This window comes from Escherichia sp. TW14182, assembly GCF_000208525.1.
GTDB lineage: Bacteria > Pseudomonadota > Gammaproteobacteria > Enterobacterales > Enterobacteriaceae > Escherichia > Escherichia ruysiae.
The window spans coordinates 31,429-51,720 of the sequence record NZ_AEJZ01000093.1; the positions used below are offsets into that span (position 1 = coordinate 31,429).

The window sequence follows — 20,292 nt, forward strand, 5'->3', positions numbered from 1 at the left end:
ACGGCAGAATTTTGATACCTGCGGAGGAGATATGCTCGATAAGCTCGACGCCGCCTTACGTTTTCAACAAGAGGCGCTCAATCTGCGCGCCCAGCGTCAGGAAGTGCTGGCAGCAAATATCGCCAATGCTGATACCCCTGGTTATCAGGCGCGCGATATAGATTTTGCCAGTGAACTTAAAAAAGTGATGCAGCGTGGACGAGATGAAACCAGCGTGGTTGCGCTGACCATGACCTCAACGCAACACATTCCGGCGCAGGCGCTGACGCCTCCTTCCACAGAACTGCAATACCGTATTCCGGATCAGCCTTCGCTGGACGGCAATACCGTCGATATGGATCGCGAACGTACCCAGTTTGCCGATAACAGCCTGCAATACCAGATGAGCCTTAGTGCGTTGAGTGGGCAAATCAAAGGCATGATGAACGTTTTACAGAGCGGAAATTAACGGATGGCACTGCTGAATATTTTTGATATCGCCGGATCGGCGTTAACTGCTCAGTCCCAGCGTCTGAACGTGGCGGCCAGTAATCTGGCTAATGCCGACAGTGTGACTGGCCCAGACGGACAACCTTATCGGGCAAAACAGGTGGTGTTCCAGGTGAACGCCGCGCCAGGCGCTGCTACGGGCGGCGTAAAGGTTGCCGATGTTATTGAAAGTCAGGCTCCGGACAAACTGGTTTATGAGCCGGGTAATCCGCTGGCGGACGCGAAGGGTTACGTGAAAATGCCAAACGTTGATGTTGTCGGGGAGATGGTTAACACCATGTCGGCGTCGCGCAGCTATCAGGCCAACGTGGAAGTGCTTAACACGGTGAAAAGCATGATGCTGAAAACCCTCACGCTCGGTCAATAAAGGAGAAAGCCATGTCCATTGCGGTAACCACCACCGATCCGACAAATACCGGCGTCAGCACTACCAGCAGTAGTTCGATCACGGGCAGTAACGCCGCAGATTTACAAAGCAGTTTTCTGACCTTGCTGGTGGCACAACTAAAAAACCAGGACCCGACCAATCCAATGGAAAACAACGAGCTGACGTCGCAACTGGCGCAAATCAGCACGGTCAGTGGGATTGAAAAACTCAATACTACGCTCGGTTCGATTTCCGGGCAGATAGACAATAGTCAGTCGCTACAGGCCAGTAACCTGATTGGTCACGGTGTGATGATCCCCGGCACCACTATTCTTGCCGGAACCGGCAGTGAAGAAGGTGCGGTAACCACGACCACACCGTTCGGTGTTGAACTGCAACAGGCGGCAGACAAAGTCACTGCCACTATCACTGATAAAAACGGCGCGGTTGTGCGCACCATTGATATCGGTGAACTGACCGCCGGCGTCCACAGTTTCACCTGGGACGGTACGTTAACTGATGGCACAACCGCTCCAAATGGTTCTTATAACGTGGCGATTAGCGCCAGTAACGGTGGTACGCAGTTAGTGGCTCAACCGCTGCAGTTTGCTCTGGTACAGGGCGTGATTCGCGGCAACAACGGGAATACGCTGGATCTTGGTACTTACGGCACCACCACGCTCGACGAAGTACGGCAGATAATCTAAGCCTTCACATTTCAGGAGTCAGTCATGGCCTTTTCTCAAGCGGTAAGCGGATTAAACGCTGCCGCCACCAACCTCGATGTCATTGGCAACAATATCGCCAACTCCGCCACCTATGGCTTTAAATCCGGCACGGCTTCATTTGCTGATATGTTCGCGGGTTCTAAAGTGGGACTGGGAGTAAAAGTTGCTGGCATCACCCAGGATTTTACCGATGGCACGACCACCAATACCGGACGTGGTCTTGACGTTGCTATCAGCCAGAACGGTTTTTTTCGCCTGGTAGACAGCAACGGTTCGGTGTTTTATAGCCGTAACGGGCAATTCAAACTCGATGAAAACCGCAACCTGGTGAATATGCAAGGTTTACAGTTGACGGGTTATCCGGCAACCGGCACGCCGCCGACCATTCAGCAAGGGGCGAATCCGACCAATATTTCGATTCCAAATACCCTGATGGCGGCAAAAACCACCACCACGGCGTCGATGCAGATCAACCTGAACTCCAGTGATCCGCTTCCGTCGGTGACTACCTTTGATGCCAGTAATGCGGATAGCTATAACAAAAAAGGCTCGGTGACTGTTTTCGATAGTCAGGGGAATGCTCATGACATGAGCGTCTACTTTGTGAAGACCGGGGATAATAACTGGGATGTTTACACCCAGGATAGCAGTGATCCAACAGGCACAGCGAACCACGCAACGACGCTAGCGTTTAATGCCAATGGCATATTGACTTCGGGGGGGACAGCGAACATTACCACCGGCGCAATCAATGGCGCAGATCCTGCCTCATTCTCGTTAAGTTTCCTCAATTCTATGCAGCAAAACACCGGCGCAAACAACATTGTGGCAACCACGCAGGATGGCTACAAACCTGGCGATTTGGTGAGCTATCAAATCAACGATGACGGCACGGTAGTCGGTAACTATTCCAACGAACAAACCCAGCTACTGGGGCAGATTGTACTGGCGAACTTTGCCAACAACGAAGGACTGGCGTCCGAAGGCGACAACGTCTGGTCTGCGACGCAATCTTCTGGTGTGGCGCTGCTGGGGACTGCCGGAACGGGTAATTTTGGCAGTCTGACCAACGGCGCGCTGGAAGCGTCCAACGTCGATCTCAGCAAAGAACTGGTCAATATGATTGTCGCCCAGCGTAACTATCAGTCCAATGCTCAGACCATCAAAACCCAGGATCAGATCCTTAACACGCTGGTTAACTTACGCTAATTGCTGACGGAATAGCTCAATGGATCACGCAATCTATACCGCAATGGGCGCCGCCAGCCAGACGCTGAATCAGCAGGCGGTGACCGCCAGTAATCTGGCAAATGCCTCGACACCGGGTTTTCGCGCGCAGTTAAACGCCTTACGTGCGGTGCCGGTGGAAGGGCTTTCTCTGCCCACGCGCACGCTGGTAACGGCGTCAACGCCGGGTGCAGACATGACTCCCGGCAAGATGGATTACACCTCGCGCCCGCTGGACGTCGCATTACAGCAGGACGGCTGGCTGGCCGTGCAGACTATTGACGGTAGCGAAGGGTATACGCGTAACGGCAGCATCCAGGTTGATCCCACCGGGCAACTGACGATTCAGGGGCATCCGGTGATTGGCGAGGCGGGACCGATTGCTGTACCGGAAGGGGCAGAAATCACGATTGCCGCCGATGGCACGATTTCGGCGCGGAATCCCGGCGATCCGGCAAATACCGTCGCGCCAGTGGGGCGTCTGAAACTGGTGAAAGCCACGGGCAGTGAAGTACAGCGTGGTGATGACGGTATTTTTCGTTTAAATGCGGAAAGCCAGGCAACGCGTGGCACGGTGCTGCAGGCTGACCCGACGTTGCGTGTGATGTCGGGCGTTCTGGAAGGCAGTAACGTCAATGCCGTTTCGGCAATGAGCGACATGATTGCCAGCGCGCGGCGTTTTGAAATGCAGATGAAGGTGATCAGCAGCGTCGATGATAACGCGGGGCGTGCCAATCAACTGCTGTCGATGAGTTAATTCAACGATTGATGACATTGCAATAAAAGCGCGCGGACTATCCCCTCGCCCCTTTGGGGAGAGGGTTAGGGTGAGGGGAAATTCACACTGTCGCGTGCTTTTGCTCTGCTTGTCAGCAATCCACCACAGGATATTTTATGATCAGTTCATTATGGATCGCCAAAACGGGTCTCGACGCCCAGCAAACCAATATGGACGTTATTGCCAACAACCTGGCAAACGTCAGCACCAACGGTTTTAAGCGCCAGCGGGCGGTGTTTGAAGATCTGCTTTATCAAACCATTCGCCAGCCTGGCGCACAGTCTTCCGAACAAACCACCTTACCATCCGGGTTACAAATTGGCACCGGTGTGCGTCCGGTCGCCACTGAACGTTTACACAGTCAGGGCAATCTGTCGCAAACCAATAACAGCAAAGATGTTGCCATCAAAGGGCAGGGTTTTTTCCAGGTCATGTTACCGGATGGCTCATCAGCCTATACCCGTGACGGCTCTTTCCAGGTGGATCAGAACGGGCAACTGGTGACGGCCGGTGGCTTTCAGGTGCAGCCAGCAATCACCATTCCGGCGAATGCGTTAAGTATCACCATTGGTCGTGATGGCGTGGTAAGCGTTACCCAGCAAGGTCAGGCGGCGCCGGTTCAGGTTGGGCAACTCAATCTCACTACCTTTATGAACGACACCGGGCTGGAGAGTATTGGTGAAAACCTCTACACCGAAACGCAATCCTCCGGTGCACCGAATGAAAGCACGCCAGGCCTGAACGGTGCAGGACTGTTGTATCAAGGGTATGTTGAAACATCTAACGTCAACGTGGCGGAAGAACTGGTCAACATGATCCAGGTACAGCGCGCCTACGAAATCAACAGTAAAGCGGTATCCACCACCGATCAAATGCTGCAAAAACTGACGCAACTCTAAGGCATACCGGTGGGGACTCTCACCGGTTTACTGATTTTGAAGATGATAGCCATGCAAAAAAACGCTATGCATACTTACGCCATTTCCAGCTTGTTGGTGCTTTCACTATCCGGCTGTGCCTGGATACCCTCCACGCCGCTGGTGCAGGGGGCGACCAGTGCACAGCCGGTTCCCGGCCCGACGCCCGTTGCCAACGGTTCAATTTTTCAGTCTGCCCAGCCGATTAACTATGGCTATCAACCGCTGTTTGAAGATCGCCGACCGCGCAATATTGGTGACACGCTGACCATTGTGTTGCAGGAGAACGTCAGCGCCAGCAAGAGTTCCTCTGCGAATGCCAGCCGTGACGGTAAAACTAATTTTGGCTTTGATACTGTGCCGCGCTATTTGCAGGGGCTGTTTGGTAACGCCCGCGCCGATGTCGATGCCTCTGGTGGCAATAGTTTCAACGGTAAAGGCGGTGCTAATGCCAGCAATACCTTTAGCGGCACATTAACAGTGACGGTCGATCAGGTGCTGGTCAACGGTAACCTGCATGTGGTGGGCGAAAAACAGATCGCCATTAATCAGGGCACTGAGTTTATTCGCTTCTCCGGTGTGGTCAATCCACGCACCATCAGCGGCAGCAATACCGTACCGTCTACTCAGGTGGCGGATGCACGTATTGAGTACGTGGGTAACGGTTACATTAACGAAGCGCAAAATATGGGCTGGTTACAGCGTTTCTTCCTTAACCTGTCGCCAATGTAAGTGAGGCTGTAGTGATTAAATTTCTCTCTGCGTTCATTCTTTTGCTGGTTGCGACGGTGGCGCAGGCCGACCGTATTCGCGATCTCACCAGCGTTCAGGGCGTACGGCAAAACTCGCTGATCGGTTATGGGCTGGTCGTTGGCCTGGATGGTACAGGCGACCAGACGACCCAGACGCCGTTTACCACTCAAACGCTTAATAACATGCTCTCGCAGTTGGGAATTACCGTTCCGACTGGCACTAATATGCAACTCAAAAACGTGGCTGCGGTAATGGTGACGGCGTCGCTTCCGCCATTTGGTCGCCAGGGGCAAACCATCGACGTGGTGGTTTCTTCTATGGGGAACGCCAAAAGTCTGCGTGGCGGCACGTTGTTGATGACACCGCTTAAGGGCGTTGATAGCCAGGTGTATGCGCTGGCGCAGGGCAACATTCTGGTTGGCGGTGCGGGCGCATCGGCGGGAGGCAGCAGTGTCCAGGTTAACCAACTGAACGGCGGACGGATCACTAATGGTGCGATTATTGAGCGCGAATTGCCCAGCCAGTTTGGCGCTGGCAATACCCTCAATTTGCAGCTAAATGAGGAAGATTTCACCATGGCGCAGGAAATTGCCGATACCATCAACCGCACACGTGGATACGGTAACGCGACGGCGTTAGATGCGCGGACTATTCAGGTACGCGTGTCGAGTGGCAACAGTTCCCAGGTGCGTTTCCTTGCTGATATCCAGAATATGCAGGTTAATGTCATCCCGCAGGACGCCAAAGTGATTATTAACTCGCGTACTGGTTCAGTGGTGATGAATCGTGAAGTGACGCTGGACAGTTGCGCGGTAGCACAGGGGAATCTCTCGGTTACGGTAAATCGTCAGGTTAACGTGAGTCAACCAGACACACCGTTTGGTGGCGGGCAGACCGTTGTCACGCCACAAACCCAGATCGACTTACGCCAGAGCGGCGGTTCGCTGCAAAGCGTACGTTCTAGTGCCAGCCTCAATAACGTGGTGCGCGCGCTCAATGCGCTGGGCGCTACGCCGATGGAGCTGATGTCCATACTGCAATCAATGCAAAGCGCGGGATGTCTGCGGGCAAAACTGGAAATCATCTGATGATTAGCGACAGCAAACTACTGGCAAGTGCCGCCTGGGATGCGCAATCGCTTAACGATCTGAAAGCGAAAGCGGGCGAAGATCCGGCGGCAAATATTCGTCCGGTTGCCCGCCAGGTGGAAGGGATGTTCGTGCAGATGATGCTGAAAAGTATGCGTGAAGCCCTACCGAAAGATGGCCTGTTCAGTAGTGAGCACACTCGCCTCTACACCAGTATGTATGACCAGCAGATTGCCCAACAGATGACGGCGGGCAAAGGTCTGGGACTGGCGGAGATGATGGTAAAACAGATGACGCCAGAACAACCACTGCCAGATGAAGCGACGCCAAGGGCACCGATGAAATTCCCGCTCGAAACCGTGGTGCGTTATCAAAATCAGACACTCACGCAGCTTGTGCAAAAAGCCGTGCCACGTAACTACGATGATTCGCTGCCAGGTGACAGTAAAGCATTCCTCGCCCAACTCTCATTGCCCGCCCAACTGGCAAGCCAGCAAAGCGGTGTGCCACATCATCTGATCCTCGCCCAGGCCGCGCTGGAATCAGGCTGGGGTCAACGGCAAATTCGTCGTGAAAATGGTGAACCAAGCTATAACCTGTTTGGCGTCAAAGCCTCTGCCAACTGGAAAGGGGCGGTGACTGAAATTACCACTACCGAATATGAAAACGGCGAAGCGAGGAAAGTGAAGGCGAAGTTTCGGGTCTACAGCTCTTATCTTGAAGCATTGTCGGATTATGTAGGACTGTTAACGCGTAATCCGCGTTACGCTGCCGTGACGACCGCCACAAGCGCCGAGCAGGGCGCGCAGGCATTACAGGACGCGGGCTATGCTACCGATCCTCATTATGCCCGCAAACTCACCAATATGATTCAACAGATGAAATCGGTAAGCGACAAGGTGAGTAAGACCTACAACATCAGTATCGATAATCTGTTCTGAACAACTCAAGTCCGGCGGGTCGCTGCCGATAATGCTCTGTAATTGAAAGCTTATAAGGAACCTCCATGTCCAGCTTGATCAATAACGCCATGAGCGGACTTAACGCGGCTCAGGCGGCGTTAAATACGGCGAGTAATAATATTTCCAGCTATAACGTTGCCGGATATACTCGTCAAACGACCATTATGGCGCAGGCCAATAGCACTCTGGGGGCAGGCGGCTGGGTTGGCAATGGCGTCTACGTTTCCGGCGTACAGCGTGAGTACGACGCCTTTATTACCAACCAGTTACGTGCGGCGCAGACCCAGAGTAGCGGCCTGACTTCCCGCTATGAGCAGATGTCGAAAATCGACAATATGCTCTCTGGCAGCACCACGTCGCTGGCAACACAGATGCAGGACTTCTTCACCAGTCTGCAAACGCTGGTCAGCAACGCGGAAGATCCAGCAGCACGTCAGGCGCTGATTGGTAAATCAGAAGGGCTGGTGAATCAGTTTAAAACCACCGATCAGTATCTGCGCGACCAGGACAAACAGGTCAATATTGCGATAGGTGCCAGCGTTGACCAGATCAACAATTTCGCTAAACAAATCGCCAGCCTGAACGATCAAATTTCACGCCTGACAGGTGTGGGGGCAGGGGCGTCACCCAACAATCTCCTGGATCAACGCGATCAACTGGTGAGTGAATTAAACCAGATTGTTGGTGTAGAAGTCAGCGTTCAGGATGGCGGCACTTATAACATCACGATGGCCAATGGTTACTCGCTGGTACAAGGTAGTACGGCGCGCCAGCTGGCGGCAGTACCGTCCAGCGCCGATCCTTCTCGTACCACTGTCGCTTATGTTGATGGGACAGCAGGCAATATTGAGATCCCGGAGAAGTTGCTGAATACCGGGTCGCTGGGCGGCATTCTGACATTCCGTTCTCAGGATCTTGACCAGACGCGCAATACGCTCGGGCAACTGGCGCTGGCATTTGCCGAGGCTTTCAATACCCAACATAACAAGGGATTTGATGCCAATGGTAAGGAAGGGCAGGATTTCTTTGCCATCGGTAAGCCGGCTGTACTGGAGAATACTAAAAACCAGGGTAACAGCGCGATTAGCGCCACAGTGACCGATGGCTCTGCCGTGCTGGCGACAGATTACAAAATCTCCTTTAGCAACGATCAGTGGCAGGTCACCCGCCTTACCAGCAATACCACTTTTCCGGTGACGCCGGATGCTGACGGTAAAGTCACGTTTGATGGTCTGGAGTTGACGTTTACTGGCACACCAGTCGCTAACGACAGCTTTACGCTGAAACCGGTAAGCGATGCCATCGTCAATATGGACGTTTTAATCACCGACGAAGCAGAAATCGCCATGGCGAGTGATAAAACGGCTGGTGAGAGCGACAACCGCAATGGTCAGGCGCTGCTGGATTTGCAAAGCAACGGTAAAACGGTGGGCGGGGCGAAATCCTTTAACGACGCCTATGCCTCGTTGGTCAGCGACATCGGTAATAAAACCGCTACGTTGAAAACCAGCAGTACCACGCAAGGTAATGTGGTAACGCAACTTTCTAATCAGCAGCAATCTATTTCCGGCGTCAACCTCGACGAAGAGTACGGCAACCTGCAACGCTTTCAGCAGTATTACCTGGCGAATGCGCAGGTTTTGCAGACGGCGAACGCCATTTTTGATGCGCTGATTAACATTCGCTAAGGGAGAGAAAAAATGCGTTTCAGTACTCAAATGATGTACCAGCAGAACATGCGCGGTATCACCAGTTCTCAGGCGGAATGGATGAAGTACGGCGAACAGATGTCGACGGGTAAGCGAGTCGTTAACCCTTCAGATGATCCCATTGCTGCATCACAAGCCGTAGTGCTCTCACAAGCGCAGGCGCAAAACAGCCAGTACACGCTGGCGCGTACTTTCGCGACTCAAAAAGTATCACTGGAAGAGAGTGTGCTTAGCCAGGTGACCACTGCTATCCAGAATGCTCAGGAGAAAATTGTCTATGCCAGCAACGGCACCTTGAGTGACGATGATCGGGCATCGCTGGCAACGGATATTCAGGGGCTCCGTGACCAGTTGTTGAATCTGGCGAATACCACTGACGGTAACGGGCGCTACATTTTTGCGGGTTATAAAACAGAAACCGCGCCGTTTAGCGAAGAGAAAGGTAAATATGTCGGCGGAACAGAAAGTATTAAGCAACAGGTAGATGCCTCGCGTTCGATGGTGATAGGGCATACCGGCGACAAAATTTTTAATAGCATTACCAGTAATGCAGTAGCGGAACCAGACGGTAGCGATTCTGAAACCAATCTTTTTGCCATGCTGGATAGCGCCATTGCGGCGCTTAAAACACCTGTTGCGGATAGTGAAGCGGATCAAGAAACCTCTGCTGCGGCGTTAGATAAAACCAACCGTGGCCTGAAAAACTCGCTGAATAATGTGCTCACCGTACGCGCGGAATTAGGTACGCAGCTGAACGAGCTGGAGTCGCTGGATTCTTTAGGTAGCGATCGCGCTTTAGGCCAAACGCAGCAGATGAGTGATTTGGTTGATGTGGACTGGAACGCGACTATTTCGTCTTACATCATGCAGCAAACAGCATTGCAGGCGTCGTACAAAGCGTTTACTGATATGCAGGGGTTATCGCTTTTCCAGCTCAACAAATAAGCACTTTTTCAAACATATCATGAAACTGGGTATGTTTTGTCTGCCTGCTCTGGGATCGCCGGGGCGGGCATTTTTTTTGCCTGATTTGAGTAGTTGGCTAGCAAGAATGCCATTTGATGAATTTGAATATGTTGATTCAAAGATGAAATAAAAAGCCCCGGCGGTTGCCAGGGCTTGATTACTTTGAGCTAATGATTACTCAACAGGTTGCGGACGCGCAGGAGCGGCAGAGGCATGATGCGTTGCCGTATGACCACCTGCGGCACCTTTACCTTCGAAGGCAAAAGTAGGGCGCTGCCAGTCACTGTGACGCGGTGCTTCCGGAACATATTCCGGTGCCGGAGCGCGTGTCATCGGTGCGGTAGCGTGGTTATGCTCAACGGTAATCTCAGGTTCAACAGCGGCTACCGTTTCAACTTCTGCTGCGACTTCAGCGACCACAGGTGCGGCAGGTTGAGCGACAACTTCAGGTTCGGCAACTACAACCTCGGCAGTTTCGGCAACTTCTTCAATATCTGCCGTCTCTTCCTGCGGTTCAACTACCGGTTCCGCGTGTTCTGCAACGTCCTGCGCTACAGCAACATCAGCCTCGGCAATCACCTGTGGCTGTTCAGTTACCGCTGCGGCAATCACTTCAGGATGCGTCGTTTCAACCACTTCCGGTTGCGCTTGTGCAACCGGAACCGGTGCTTCTATAGTTTCGGTCACTTCTTCAATAACCGGCGCGGCAACGACAGGTTCGACAGCGGCGGCGACAGGGACTTCAGTCACCATCGGCTGCATCTGTACTTCTTCCTGTTCTCGTTGCTCTTCAACCTGTACATCTTGCGGACGTACAACCGGATAGCGGATCCAGACTTTGCCAGAGGCCAGTTCCGGAGACGCACACGCTACGGTTAACGGCATTGGTGACTGAACCGGATAACGCTCGTCACGATAGCGACGACGACGCTGACCACTCACGCGCAGATGGCGAGGCGAGCGACGAGAACGACGCGGCATACCGCCGTTGTCACGGTTATCGACATTGTTATCTTCTTGTTGTTCCGGCGCAGTTTGTGCAACGACTGGCAATGGTACTTTCACCAGTTCAGTACGTTGGGCAGACGCTTCCTGCATAACAGGTTCGGCGGCGACGGTTTCTTCAACCACCGGAGCGGCTACCACTTCTTCCGCAACGCTTTGCTCGTAACGCACTTTCTGATTTAGCTGGCGCTGTTTACGACGCGGTTGAACCGGACGTACACGCTCCTCCTGTTCTGTTTCCTGAACAGATTGCTCCTCAACATTCAGTGCCTTCGCTTCTTGTTGTACCTGACGTTTATCATCGTTGCGGCGACGACTACGCTCACGACGCGGTGTTTGCTGCTCGTCGGTGGTACGCGCTTTTTCTGTTACATCAGCCTGCTGACGGCTCTCACGCGTCTCGGCAGTTTGCTGCTGTGACTGGCGACGATTACGACGGTTTTCTTCGCGATTATCGCTACCCTCTGTACGTTCGCTACGCGTGTCGCGGCGTTCATTACGGTCACGGCGATTGTTCTGACGAGGCTTACGGCGATCCTGTTGACGTTCCGGTTTCGTTTCTGCTTTTGGTGCAGGTTGCTCGGTTGGTTTGGTTTCTTCACCACCGCTGAACAGCGATTTCAGGGCGCTGAAGAGACGGCTTAACAGGCCTGGTTGTGCAGGAGCAGCAGGTGTTGTCGGCGCGGCTTTAGGCGCTGTGGCTGCCGCAGGCGTTACAGGTTCTGCCGGGGCTGGAGCTGGTGGCACATCCGGCATGGCAAAAGTCGCCAGTGCAGGTTGTTCCGGACGTTTACGCTCCGCAAACTCTTCTTCTGACGGCAGCGCCATTGCTTCTTCATGCAGCTTCGGCAGCATGTAGCTTAAGGTCGGCGTCTCTTCCCCTTTACGCACGCGCAGTACGTGGTAGTGCGGGGTTTCCATCTGATCGTTTGGTACAATCACACAGCGCACGCCGTCCTGACGGGTTTCAATTGCATTTACCGCAGAACGTTTTTCGTTCAGCAGGTAAGAGGCAATAGGGACAGGAACAATGGCGTGGACTTCCTGGGTGTTCTCTTTCAGGGCTTCTTCTTCAATCAAACGCAGAATAGAGAGCGACAGGGATTCATTATCACGCACGGTGCCAGTACCGGAGCAACGCGGGCAGACGTGATGGCTGGATTCACCCAGCGACGGGCTCAGGCGCTGACGGGACATCTCGAGCAGGCCAAAGCGAGAAATATGGCTGATTTGAATACGCGCACGATCCTGACGTACCGCTTCACGCAGACGGTTTTCCACCGCGCGCTGATGGCGTACAGGCGTCATGTCGATGAAGTCGATAACAATCAGACCGCCGAGGTCACGCAGGCGTAGCTGACGAGCAATCTCATCGGCTGCTTCCAGGTTAGTGTTAAATGCAGTTTCTTCGATATCGCCGCCGCGAGTTGCACGCGCGGAGTTGATGTCGATGGCGGTTAACGCTTCGGTGCTGTCGATAACAATGGAGCCACCAGACGGCAGACGGACTTCACGCTGGAAGGCGGACTCGATCTGCGATTCGATCTGGTAGTGGCTGAACAGCGGGATCTCGCCGGTGTACAGTTTGATTTTGCTGCTGAAATCCGGGCGACCCAACGCGGCGATATGCTGACGCGCCAGTTCGAGTACTTTCGGATTATCGATAAGGATTTCGCCGATGTCCTGGCGTAAGTAATCGCGGAATGCACGAACGATAACATTGCTCTCCTGATGGATCAGGAACGGAGCAGGGCGGCTTTCAGCGGCTTTTTTGATGGCTTCCCAGTGTTTCAGGCGGAAGCTTAAATCCCATTGCAGCGCCTCAGCAGATTTGCCGACGCCAGCGGTGCGCACGATAAGCCCCATGCCTTCCGGCAGTTCAAGGCTCGCCAGTGCTTCTTTTAATTCGGTACGGTCGTCGCCTTCGATACGGCGAGAAATGCCACCCGCGCGCGGGTTGTTCGGCATCAGAACCAGATAGCTACCCGCCAGGCTGATAAAAGTGGTTAATGCCGCGCCTTTGTTGCCGCGCTCTTCTTTATCGATCTGAACAATGACTTCCTGACCTTCGCGTAACACATCTTTAATGTTAGGACGGCCATGAGCACTGTAATTAGCAGGGAAATATTCGCGGGCAATTTCTTTTAGTGGGAGGAAACCGTGACGTTCAGCGCCGTAATCAACAAAAGCAGCTTCCAGACTCGGTTCAATGCGGGTGATTTTACCTTTGTAGATGTTCGCCTTTTTCTGTTCATGCCCTGGACTTTCGATATCCAGATCATACAGACGCTGCCCATCTACAAGGGCAACGCGCAACTCTTCCTGCTGAGTTGCGTTGATTAACATTCTTTTCATCGTAACTTACTCATTATTCTTACATTGACGACTAAGCTGCGGGCAAAGTAACGCCTTTCCGGGTGTGAACCGATGGCCTCGTGTCTAGTCGCGTCGCCAACCTCACGGTTATCGTCAGCTCAAAGAGGCGCAGAGTGTCGGTTGCCCGTTTTTCATGCGGAAAAACAGCGCAATTATCAGAGAAACAGACTGGGTATTACTCTCCAGAAATATTTCCATCTACCGGTAAGGACTGCAACCCGCAGCCCGCTAACTGCCTGAAAGATCAATACGTCTTACGCCATTGCTGCGTTGATGATCGGTCGGGCAAAATGGGGTATTCCGTAAAATTTCTTGTTTTAACAAGGTTGGACACGGAAACGTTCTCATTATTCCACTGCAAGCCTTGTTATAGCAAGATGACTTTTACCATTTATCACCCACTTACTCACAGTTTTTTCACTTCTTACTGGCGATTGGTCTAATAACCATCAATTAAGTGATTGCACTGGGAAGTAATAAGGTGCAGAACTAAATATAAGCATAGAAAAATGAGTGGCGCGAATCCTGTTGGCTATTTAGAATCGCCCACCATGAAAACAGAGACTCCATCCGTAAAAATCGTTGCTATTACCGCTGATGAAGCGGGGCAACGTATCGACAACTTTTTGCGCACCCAATTGAAAGGCGTACCAAAAAGTATGATTTACCGTATTTTGCGTAAAGGCGAAGTGCGGGTGAACAAAAAACGTATTAAGCCTGAATATAAACTCGAAGCCGGTGATGAAGTGCGTATTCCGCCGGTTCGCGTTGCTGAACGGGAAGAAGAGGCCGTTTCGCCGCATCTGCAAAAAGTGGCGGCGCTGGCGGACGTCATCTTATATGAAGATGATCATATCCTGGTGCTGAATAAACCCTCAGGTACGGCGGTGCATGGCGGCAGTGGTTTAAGTTTCGGCGTTATTGAAGGGCTGAGGGCGTTGCGCCCGGAAGCGCGATTCCTTGAACTGGTGCATCGACTCGACCGGGACACTTCAGGTGTATTGCTGGTAGCGAAAAAACGTTCGGCGTTACGTTCTCTGCATGAGCAATTACGTGAAAAAGGGATGCAAAAAGATTATCTGGCGCTGGTGCGCGGTCAGTGGCAGTCACACGTGAAGAGTGTCCAGGCTCCGCTGCTGAAGAATATTCTGCAAAGCGGCGAACGTATCGTGCGTGTCAGTCAGGAAGGCAAACCGTCGGAAACACGCTTTAAAGTGGAAGAACGCTATGCATTTGCCACCCTGGTTCGTTGCAGTCCGGTTACCGGACGTACGCACCAGATCCGTGTGCATACTCAATACGCTGGTCATCCGATTGCGTTTGATGATCGTTACGGCGATCGTGAGTTTGATCAACAGCTCACTGAGACCGGAACGGGGCTGAGACGTTTGTTCCTGCATGCGGCAGCGTTGAAGTTTACCCATCCGGGAACGGGTGAGGTGATGCGTATCGAAGCGCCGATGGATGATGGCCTGAAGCGTTGTTTGCAGAAACTGCGTAATGCGCGTTAATACAAGCATATAAGCCAGATATAATGGGCGGTAGGCCTGATACTGCCTCAGGCCGCCAGCACCGATTGCCGGATGCGACGTAACCGCATCCGGCGCAAACAACTATCCCATCAGCGGGTTTTTCCCTTCCCGACGTAACATCTGACAGAGTGCGATAAGCGGCAAACCAACCAGCGTGTTAGGGTCACGTCCTTCTAAACGCTCGAATAACGTAATGCCAAACCCTTCACTCTTAAAACTGCCAGCGCAGTGCAGGGGATGTTCTTTACGCACGTAATTATCAATCTCCGCCTCGCTTAAGTGGCGGAAATGAACGTCAAAAGGTTCCACTTCCGTTTGCAGATGCCCGTTCGCCGAATTAAATAGCGCCAGCCCAGTATAGAAGGTGACAATATTGCCGCTGGCTTTGCGTAATTGCAGACGCGCATTTTCTTCCGTTAACGGTTTACCGGTGATTTCCCCATCAAGAACACACACCTGGTCTGAACCAATAATTAAATGAGAGGGATAACGTGACGCTAAGGATTGCGCTTTTTCTTGCGCCAGCCGGAGCACCAGCTGGCGCGGTGATTCATCGCTATGCGGGGTTTCGTCGACCTCCGGGGCGGCACATTCGAAAGAGATTTGTAGTTTTTCAAGTAGGGCGCGGCGCCAGGGCGAAGTGGAGGCTAAAATAAGTTTAGACATATTTTTTTCCATCAGATATAGCGTATTGATGATAGCCATTTTAAACTATGCGCTTCGTTTTGCAGGTTGATGTTCGTTATCAGCACTGAACGAAAATAAAGCAGTAACCCGCAATGTGTGCGAATTATTGGCAAAAGGCAACCACAGGCTGCCTTTTTCTTTGACTCTATGACGTTACAAAGTTAATATGCGCGCCCTATGCAAAAGGTAAAATTACCCCTGACTCTCGATCCGGTTCGTACGGCTCAAAAACGCCTTGATTACCAGGGTATCTATACTCCTGATCAGGTTGAGCGCGTCGCCGAATCCGTAGTCAGTGTGGACAGTGATGTGGAATGCTCCATGTCGTTCGCTATCGATAACCAACGTCTCGCAGTGTTAAACGGCGATGCGAAGGTGACGGTAACGCTCGAGTGTCAGCGTTGCGGGAAGCCGTTTACTCATCAGGTCTACACAACGTACTGTTTTAGTCCTGTGCGTTCAGACGAACAGGCTGAAGCACTGCCGGAAGCGTATGAACCGATTGAGGTTAACGAATTCGGTGAAATCGATCTGCTTGCAATGGTTGAAGATGAAATCATCCTCGCCTTGCCGGTAGTTCCGGTGCATGATTCTGAACACTGTGAAGTGTCCGAAGCGGACATGGTCTTTGGTGAACTGCCTGAAGAAGCGCAAAAGCCAAACCCATTTGCCGTATTAGCCAGCTTAAAGCGTAAGTAATTGGTGCTCCCCGTTGGATCGGGGATAAACCGTAATTGAGGAGTAAGGTCCATGGCCGTACAACAGAATAAACCAACCCGTTCCAAACGTGGCATGCGTCGTTCCCATGACGCGCTGACCGCAGTCACCAGCCTGTCTGTAGACAAAACTTCTGGTGAAAAACACCTGCGTCACCACATCACTGCCGACGGTTACTACCGTGGCCGCAAGGTCATCGCTAAGTAATCACGCATCTGCGTGATGAAGCTTAGTGAGGATTTTCCCCAGGCAACTGGGGAAAGACCAAACCGGGCGGCGACGATACCTTGACACGTCTAACCCTGGCGTTAGATGTCATGGGGGGCGATTTTGGTCCTTCTGTGACAGTGCCTGCAGCTTTGCAGGCACTGAACTCTAATTCGCAACTCACTCTTCTTTTAGTCGGTAATCCCGACGCCATCACGCCATTACTTGCTAAAGCTGACTTCGAACAACGTTCTCGTTTGCAGATTATTCCTGCGCAGTCAGTTATCGCCAGTGATGCCCGGCCTTCGCAAGCTATCCGCGCCAGTCGCGGTAGCTCAATGCGCGTGGCGCTGGAACTGGTGAAAGAAGGTCGAGCGCAAGCCTGTGTCAGTGCTGGCAATACCGGGGCGCTGATGGGGCTGGCTAAATTATTACTCAAGCCCCTGGAGGGGATTGAGCGCCCGGCGTTGGTGACGGTGTTACCGCATCAACAAAAGGGCAAAACGGTGGTTCTCGATTTAGGAGCCAACGTCGATTGTGACAGCACAATGTTGGTGCAATTTGCCATTATGGGCTCAGTTTTGGCTGAAGAGGTGGTGGAAATTCCCAATCCTCGCGTGGCGTTGCTCAATATTGGTGAAGAAGAAGTAAAGGGTCTCGACAGTATTCGGGATGCCTCAGCGGTGCTTAAAACAATCCCTTCTATCAACTATATCGGCTATCTTGAAGCCAATGAGTTATTAACTGGCAAGACAGATGTGCTGGTCTGTGACGGCTTTACAGGAAATGTCACATTAAAGACGATGGAAGGTGTTGTCAGGATGTTCCTTTCTCTGCTGAAATCTCAGGGAGAAGGGAAAAAACGGTCGTGGTGGCTACTGTTATTAAAGCGTTGGCTACAAAAGAGCCTGACGAGGCGATTCAGTCACCTCAACCCCGACCAGTATAACGGCGCCTGTCTGTTAGGATTGCGCGGCACGGTGATAAAAAGTCATGGTGCAGCCAATCAGCGAGCTTTTGCGGTCGCGATTGAACAGGCAGTGCAGGCGGTGCAGCGACAAGTTCCTCAGCGAATTGCCGCTCGCCTGGAATCTGTATACCCAGCTGGTTTTGAGCTGCTGGACGGTGGCAAAAGCGGAACTCTGCGGTAGCAGGACGCTGCCAGCGAACTCGCAGTTTGCAAGTGACGGTATATAACCGAAAAGTGACTGAGCGTACATGTATACGAAGATTATTGGTACTGGCAGCTATCTGCCCGAACAAGTGCGGACAAACGCCGATTTGGAAAAAATGGTGGACACCTCTGACGAGTGGATTGTCACTCGTACCGGTATCCGCGAACGCCACATTGCCGCGCCAAACGAAACCGTTTCAACCATGGGCTTTGAAGCGGCGACACGCGCAATTGAGATGGCGGGCATTGAGAAAGACCAGATTGGCCTGATCGTTGTGGCAACGACTTCTGCTACGCACGCTTTCCCGAGCGCAGCTTGTCAGATTCAAAGCATGCTGGGCATTAAAGGTTGCCCGGCATTTGACGTTGCAGCAGCCTGCGCAGGTTTCACCTATGCATTAAGCGTAGCCGATCAATACGTGAAATCAGGTGCGGTGAAGTATGCTCTGGTTGTTGGTTCCGATGTACTGGCGCGCACCTGCGATCCGACAGATCGCGGGACTATTATTATTTTTGGCGATGGCGCGGGCGCTGCAGTGCTGGCTGCCTCTGAAGAGCCAGGAATTATCTCAACGCATCTTCATGCTGATGGCAGCTATGGTGAATTGCTGACGTTGCCTAATGCCGACCGTGTGAATCCTGAAAATTCAATTCATCTGACCATGGCGGGCAACGAAGTCTTCAAGGTTGCAGTAACCGAGTTGGCGCACATCGTTGATGAGACGCTGGCGGCAAATAATCTTGACCGTTCTCAACTGGACTGGCTGGTTCCGCATCAGGCTAACCTGCGTATTATCAGCGCAACGGCGAAAAAACTCGGCATGTCGATGGACAATGTCGTGGTGACGCTGGATCGCCACGGTAATACTTCTGCCGCTTCTGTCCCGTGCGCGCTGGATGAAGCTGTACGCGACGGGCGCATTAAGCCTGGGCAGTTGGTTCTGCTTGAAGCCTTTGGCGGTGGGTTCACCTGGGGCTCCGCGCTGGTTCGTTTCTAGGATAAGGATTTAAAGATGACGCAATTTGCATTTGTGTTCCCTGGACAGGGCTCTCAAACAGTTGGAATGCTGGCTGATATGGCGGCGAGCTATCCCATTGTCGAAGAAACGTTTGCTGAAGCTTCTGCGGCGCTGGGCTACGACTTGTGGGCACTGACCCAGCAGGGACCTGCCGAAGAATTGAATAAAACCTGGCAAACCCAACCAGCACTGTTGACGGCATCTGTTGCGCTGTACCGTGTGTGGCAGCAGCAGGGCGGTAAAGCACCGGCGATGATGGCCGGTCACAGCCTGGGTGAATACTCCGCGCTGGTTTGCGCTGGTGTGATTGATTTTGCTGATGCGGTGCGTCTGGTTGAGATGCGTGGCAAGTTCATGCAGGAAGCTGTACCGGAAGGGACAGGTGCAATGGCGGCAATTATCGGTCTTGATGATGCGTCTATTGCTAAAGCGTGTGAAGAAGCTGCAGAAGGTCAGGTCGTTTCTCCGGTAAACTTTAACTCTCCGGGGCAGGTCGTTATTGCCGGTCATAAAGAAGCGGTTGAGCGTGCAGGCGCTGCCTGTAAAGCTGCGGGCGCAAAACGTGCGCTGCCGTTGCCTGTAAGCGTACCGTCACACTGTGCGCTGATGAAACCGGCTGCCGATAAATTGGCTGTTGAATTGGCGAAAATCACCTTCAATACCCCAACCGTTCCGGTTGTGAATAACGTTGATGTGAAATGCGAAACTAATGGCGATGCTATCCGTGATGCGCTGGTACGTCAGCTGTATAATCCGGTTCAGTGGACGAAATCTGTTGAATACATGGCAGCGCAAGGCGTTGAACATCTTTATGAAGTCGGCCCGGGCAAAGTGCTTACTGGCCTGACGAAACGCATTGTCGACACCCTGACCGCCTCGGCGCTGAACGAACCTTCAGCGATGGCAGCGGCGCTCGAGCTTTAAAAGAGGAAAAATATGAATTTTGAAGGAAAAATCGCACTGGTAACCGGTGCAAGCCGTGGGATTGGCCGCGCAATTGCTGAAACGCTCGCAGCTCGTGGCGCGAAAGTTATCGGTACTGCGACCAGTGAAAGCGGCGCTCAGGCGATCAGCGATTATTTAGGTGATAACGGTAAAGGTCTGATGTTGAATGTGACCGACCCGGCATCTATCGAATCTGTTCTGGAAAAAATTCGCGCAGAATTTGGTGAAGTCGATATCCTGGTCAATAATGCCGGTATCACTCGTGATAACCTGTTAATGCGAATGAAAGATGATGAGTGGAACGATATTATCGAAACCAACCTTTCATCTGTTTTCCGTCTGTCAAAAGCGGTAATGCGCGCTATGATGAAAAAGCGTCATGGTCGTATTATCACTATCGGTTCTGTGGTTGGTACCATGGGAAATGGCGGTCAGGCCAACTACGCTGCGGCGAAAGCGGGCTTGATCGGCTTCAGTAAATCCCTGGCGCGCGAAGTTGCGTCACGTGGTATTACTGTAAACGTTGTTGCTCCGGGCTTTATTGAAACGGACATGACACGTGCGCTGAGCGATGACCAGCGTGCGGGTATCCTGGCGCAGGTTCCTGCGGGTCGCCTCGGCGACGCTCAGGAAATCGCCAACGCGG

General features: G+C 52.6%; 20 protein-coding genes. 18 read left to right on the top strand and 2 right to left on the bottom strand.

Annotated features, from left to right (window positions below):
- The first annotated feature begins 31 nt into the window (after positions 1–31).
- The 11 genes from flgB (at position 32) to flgL (ending at position 9,963) form a co-directional block, all read left to right on the top strand.
- On the top strand, positions 32–448 hold the full coding sequence (gene flgB / locus EQY_RS0109530; RefSeq protein WP_000884706.1) for a flagellar basal body rod protein FlgB: 417 nt from the start codon (positions 32–34) through the stop codon (positions 446–448).
- 3 nt (positions 449–451) lie between these two features.
- On the top strand, positions 452–856 hold the full coding sequence (gene flgC / locus EQY_RS0109535) for a flagellar basal body rod protein FlgC (protein ID WP_001196460.1): 405 nt from the start codon (positions 452–454) through the stop codon (positions 854–856).
- Positions 857–867: 11 nt separating this feature from the next.
- Entirely contained in the window at positions 868–1,563 is a 696-nt protein-coding gene (gene flgD, locus EQY_RS0109540; RefSeq protein WP_000020458.1) for a flagellar hook assembly protein FlgD, read from the top strand.
- Positions 1,564–1,587: 24 nt separating this feature from the next.
- Positions 1,588–2,793, top strand: a complete 1,206-nt coding sequence (gene flgE / locus EQY_RS0109545) for a flagellar hook protein FlgE (protein ID WP_000885864.1) — start codon at positions 1,588–1,590, stop codon at positions 2,791–2,793.
- A 19-nt stretch (positions 2,794–2,812) separates the two neighbouring features.
- Entirely contained in the window at positions 2,813–3,568 is a 756-nt protein-coding gene (gene flgF, locus EQY_RS0109550) for a flagellar basal-body rod protein FlgF (protein ID WP_000349335.1), read from the top strand.
- A gap of 137 nt (positions 3,569–3,705) precedes the next feature.
- Positions 3,706–4,488, top strand: a complete 783-nt coding sequence (flgG, locus tag EQY_RS0109555) for a flagellar basal-body rod protein FlgG (RefSeq protein ID WP_000625837.1) — start codon at positions 3,706–3,708, stop codon at positions 4,486–4,488.
- A gap of 51 nt (positions 4,489–4,539) precedes the next feature.
- A complete protein-coding gene (gene flgH / locus EQY_RS0109560; protein WP_024212497.1) occupies positions 4,540–5,238 on the top strand; it encodes a flagellar basal body L-ring protein FlgH in 699 nt (232 codons plus the stop codon).
- Positions 5,239–5,249: 11 nt separating this feature from the next.
- Positions 5,250–6,347 (top strand): flagellar basal body P-ring protein FlgI, encoded by a 1,098-nt coding sequence (flgI, locus tag EQY_RS0109565; RefSeq protein WP_000589296.1) that lies wholly within the window; start codon positions 5,250–5,252, stop codon positions 6,345–6,347.
- On the top strand, positions 6,347–7,288 hold the full coding sequence (gene flgJ, locus EQY_RS0109570; protein ID WP_024212499.1) for a flagellar assembly peptidoglycan hydrolase FlgJ: 942 nt from the start codon (positions 6,347–6,349) through the stop codon (positions 7,286–7,288). The genes flgI and flgJ overlap by 1 nt, the downstream gene beginning before the upstream one ends.
- 65 nt (positions 7,289–7,353) lie before the next feature.
- Entirely contained in the window at positions 7,354–8,997 is a 1,644-nt protein-coding gene (gene flgK, locus EQY_RS0109575; RefSeq protein WP_000096513.1) for a flagellar hook-associated protein FlgK, read from the top strand.
- A 12-nt stretch (positions 8,998–9,009) separates the two neighbouring features.
- Entirely contained in the window at positions 9,010–9,963 is a 954-nt protein-coding gene (flgL, locus tag EQY_RS0109580) for a flagellar hook-associated protein FlgL (protein WP_001212795.1), read from the top strand.
- A gap of 195 nt (positions 9,964–10,158) precedes the next feature.
- Here the strand turns inward: flgL and rne are convergent, their stop codons facing one another.
- Positions 10,159–13,344: a ribonuclease E gene (gene rne / locus EQY_RS0109585; protein ID WP_000827349.1), complete on the bottom strand. Its 3,186-nt coding sequence runs from the start codon at positions 13,342–13,344 to the stop codon at positions 10,159–10,161.
- Between the two features lie 572 nt (positions 13,345–13,916).
- Between rne and rluC the strand changes: the two genes are divergently transcribed.
- A complete protein-coding gene (rluC, locus tag EQY_RS0109595) occupies positions 13,917–14,876 on the top strand; it encodes a 23S rRNA pseudouridine(955/2504/2580) synthase RluC (RefSeq protein WP_024165114.1) in 960 nt (319 codons plus the stop codon).
- Positions 14,877–14,978: 102 nt separating this feature from the next.
- Here rluC and yceF read toward each other — a convergent pair whose 3' ends face one another.
- Complete coding sequence (gene yceF / locus EQY_RS0109600; RefSeq protein WP_010345602.1) at positions 14,979–15,563, bottom strand: 7-methyl-GTP pyrophosphatase; 585 nt, start codon at positions 15,561–15,563, stop codon at positions 14,979–14,981.
- Positions 15,564–15,761: 198 nt separating this feature from the next.
- Between yceF and yceD the strand changes: the two genes are divergently transcribed.
- The 6 genes from yceD to fabG form a co-directional block, all read left to right on the top strand.
- Positions 15,762–16,283: a 23S rRNA accumulation protein YceD gene (gene yceD / locus EQY_RS0109605; RefSeq protein WP_001174481.1), complete on the top strand. Its 522-nt coding sequence runs from the start codon at positions 15,762–15,764 to the stop codon at positions 16,281–16,283.
- Between the two features lie 51 nt (positions 16,284–16,334).
- Entirely contained in the window at positions 16,335–16,508 is a 174-nt protein-coding gene (gene rpmF / locus EQY_RS0109610; RefSeq protein WP_000290727.1) for a 50S ribosomal protein L32, read from the top strand.
- 80 nt (positions 16,509–16,588) lie between these two features.
- Positions 16,589–17,659 (top strand): phosphate acyltransferase PlsX, encoded by a 1,071-nt coding sequence (gene plsX, locus EQY_RS0109615; protein ID WP_000197578.1) that lies wholly within the window; start codon positions 16,589–16,591, stop codon positions 17,657–17,659.
- Positions 17,660–17,726: 67 nt separating this feature from the next.
- Entirely contained in the window at positions 17,727–18,680 is a 954-nt protein-coding gene (gene fabH / locus EQY_RS0109620; protein WP_000288132.1) for a beta-ketoacyl-ACP synthase III, read from the top strand.
- A gap of 15 nt (positions 18,681–18,695) precedes the next feature.
- Positions 18,696–19,625 (top strand): ACP S-malonyltransferase, encoded by a 930-nt coding sequence (fabD, locus tag EQY_RS0109625; RefSeq protein WP_000191375.1) that lies wholly within the window; start codon positions 18,696–18,698, stop codon positions 19,623–19,625.
- 12 nt (positions 19,626–19,637) lie between these two features.
- Positions 19,638–20,292, top strand: a 655-nt coding sequence (fabG, locus tag EQY_RS0109630) for a 3-oxoacyl-ACP reductase FabG (protein WP_001008543.1), incomplete at its 3' end; no start/stop codon positions are given.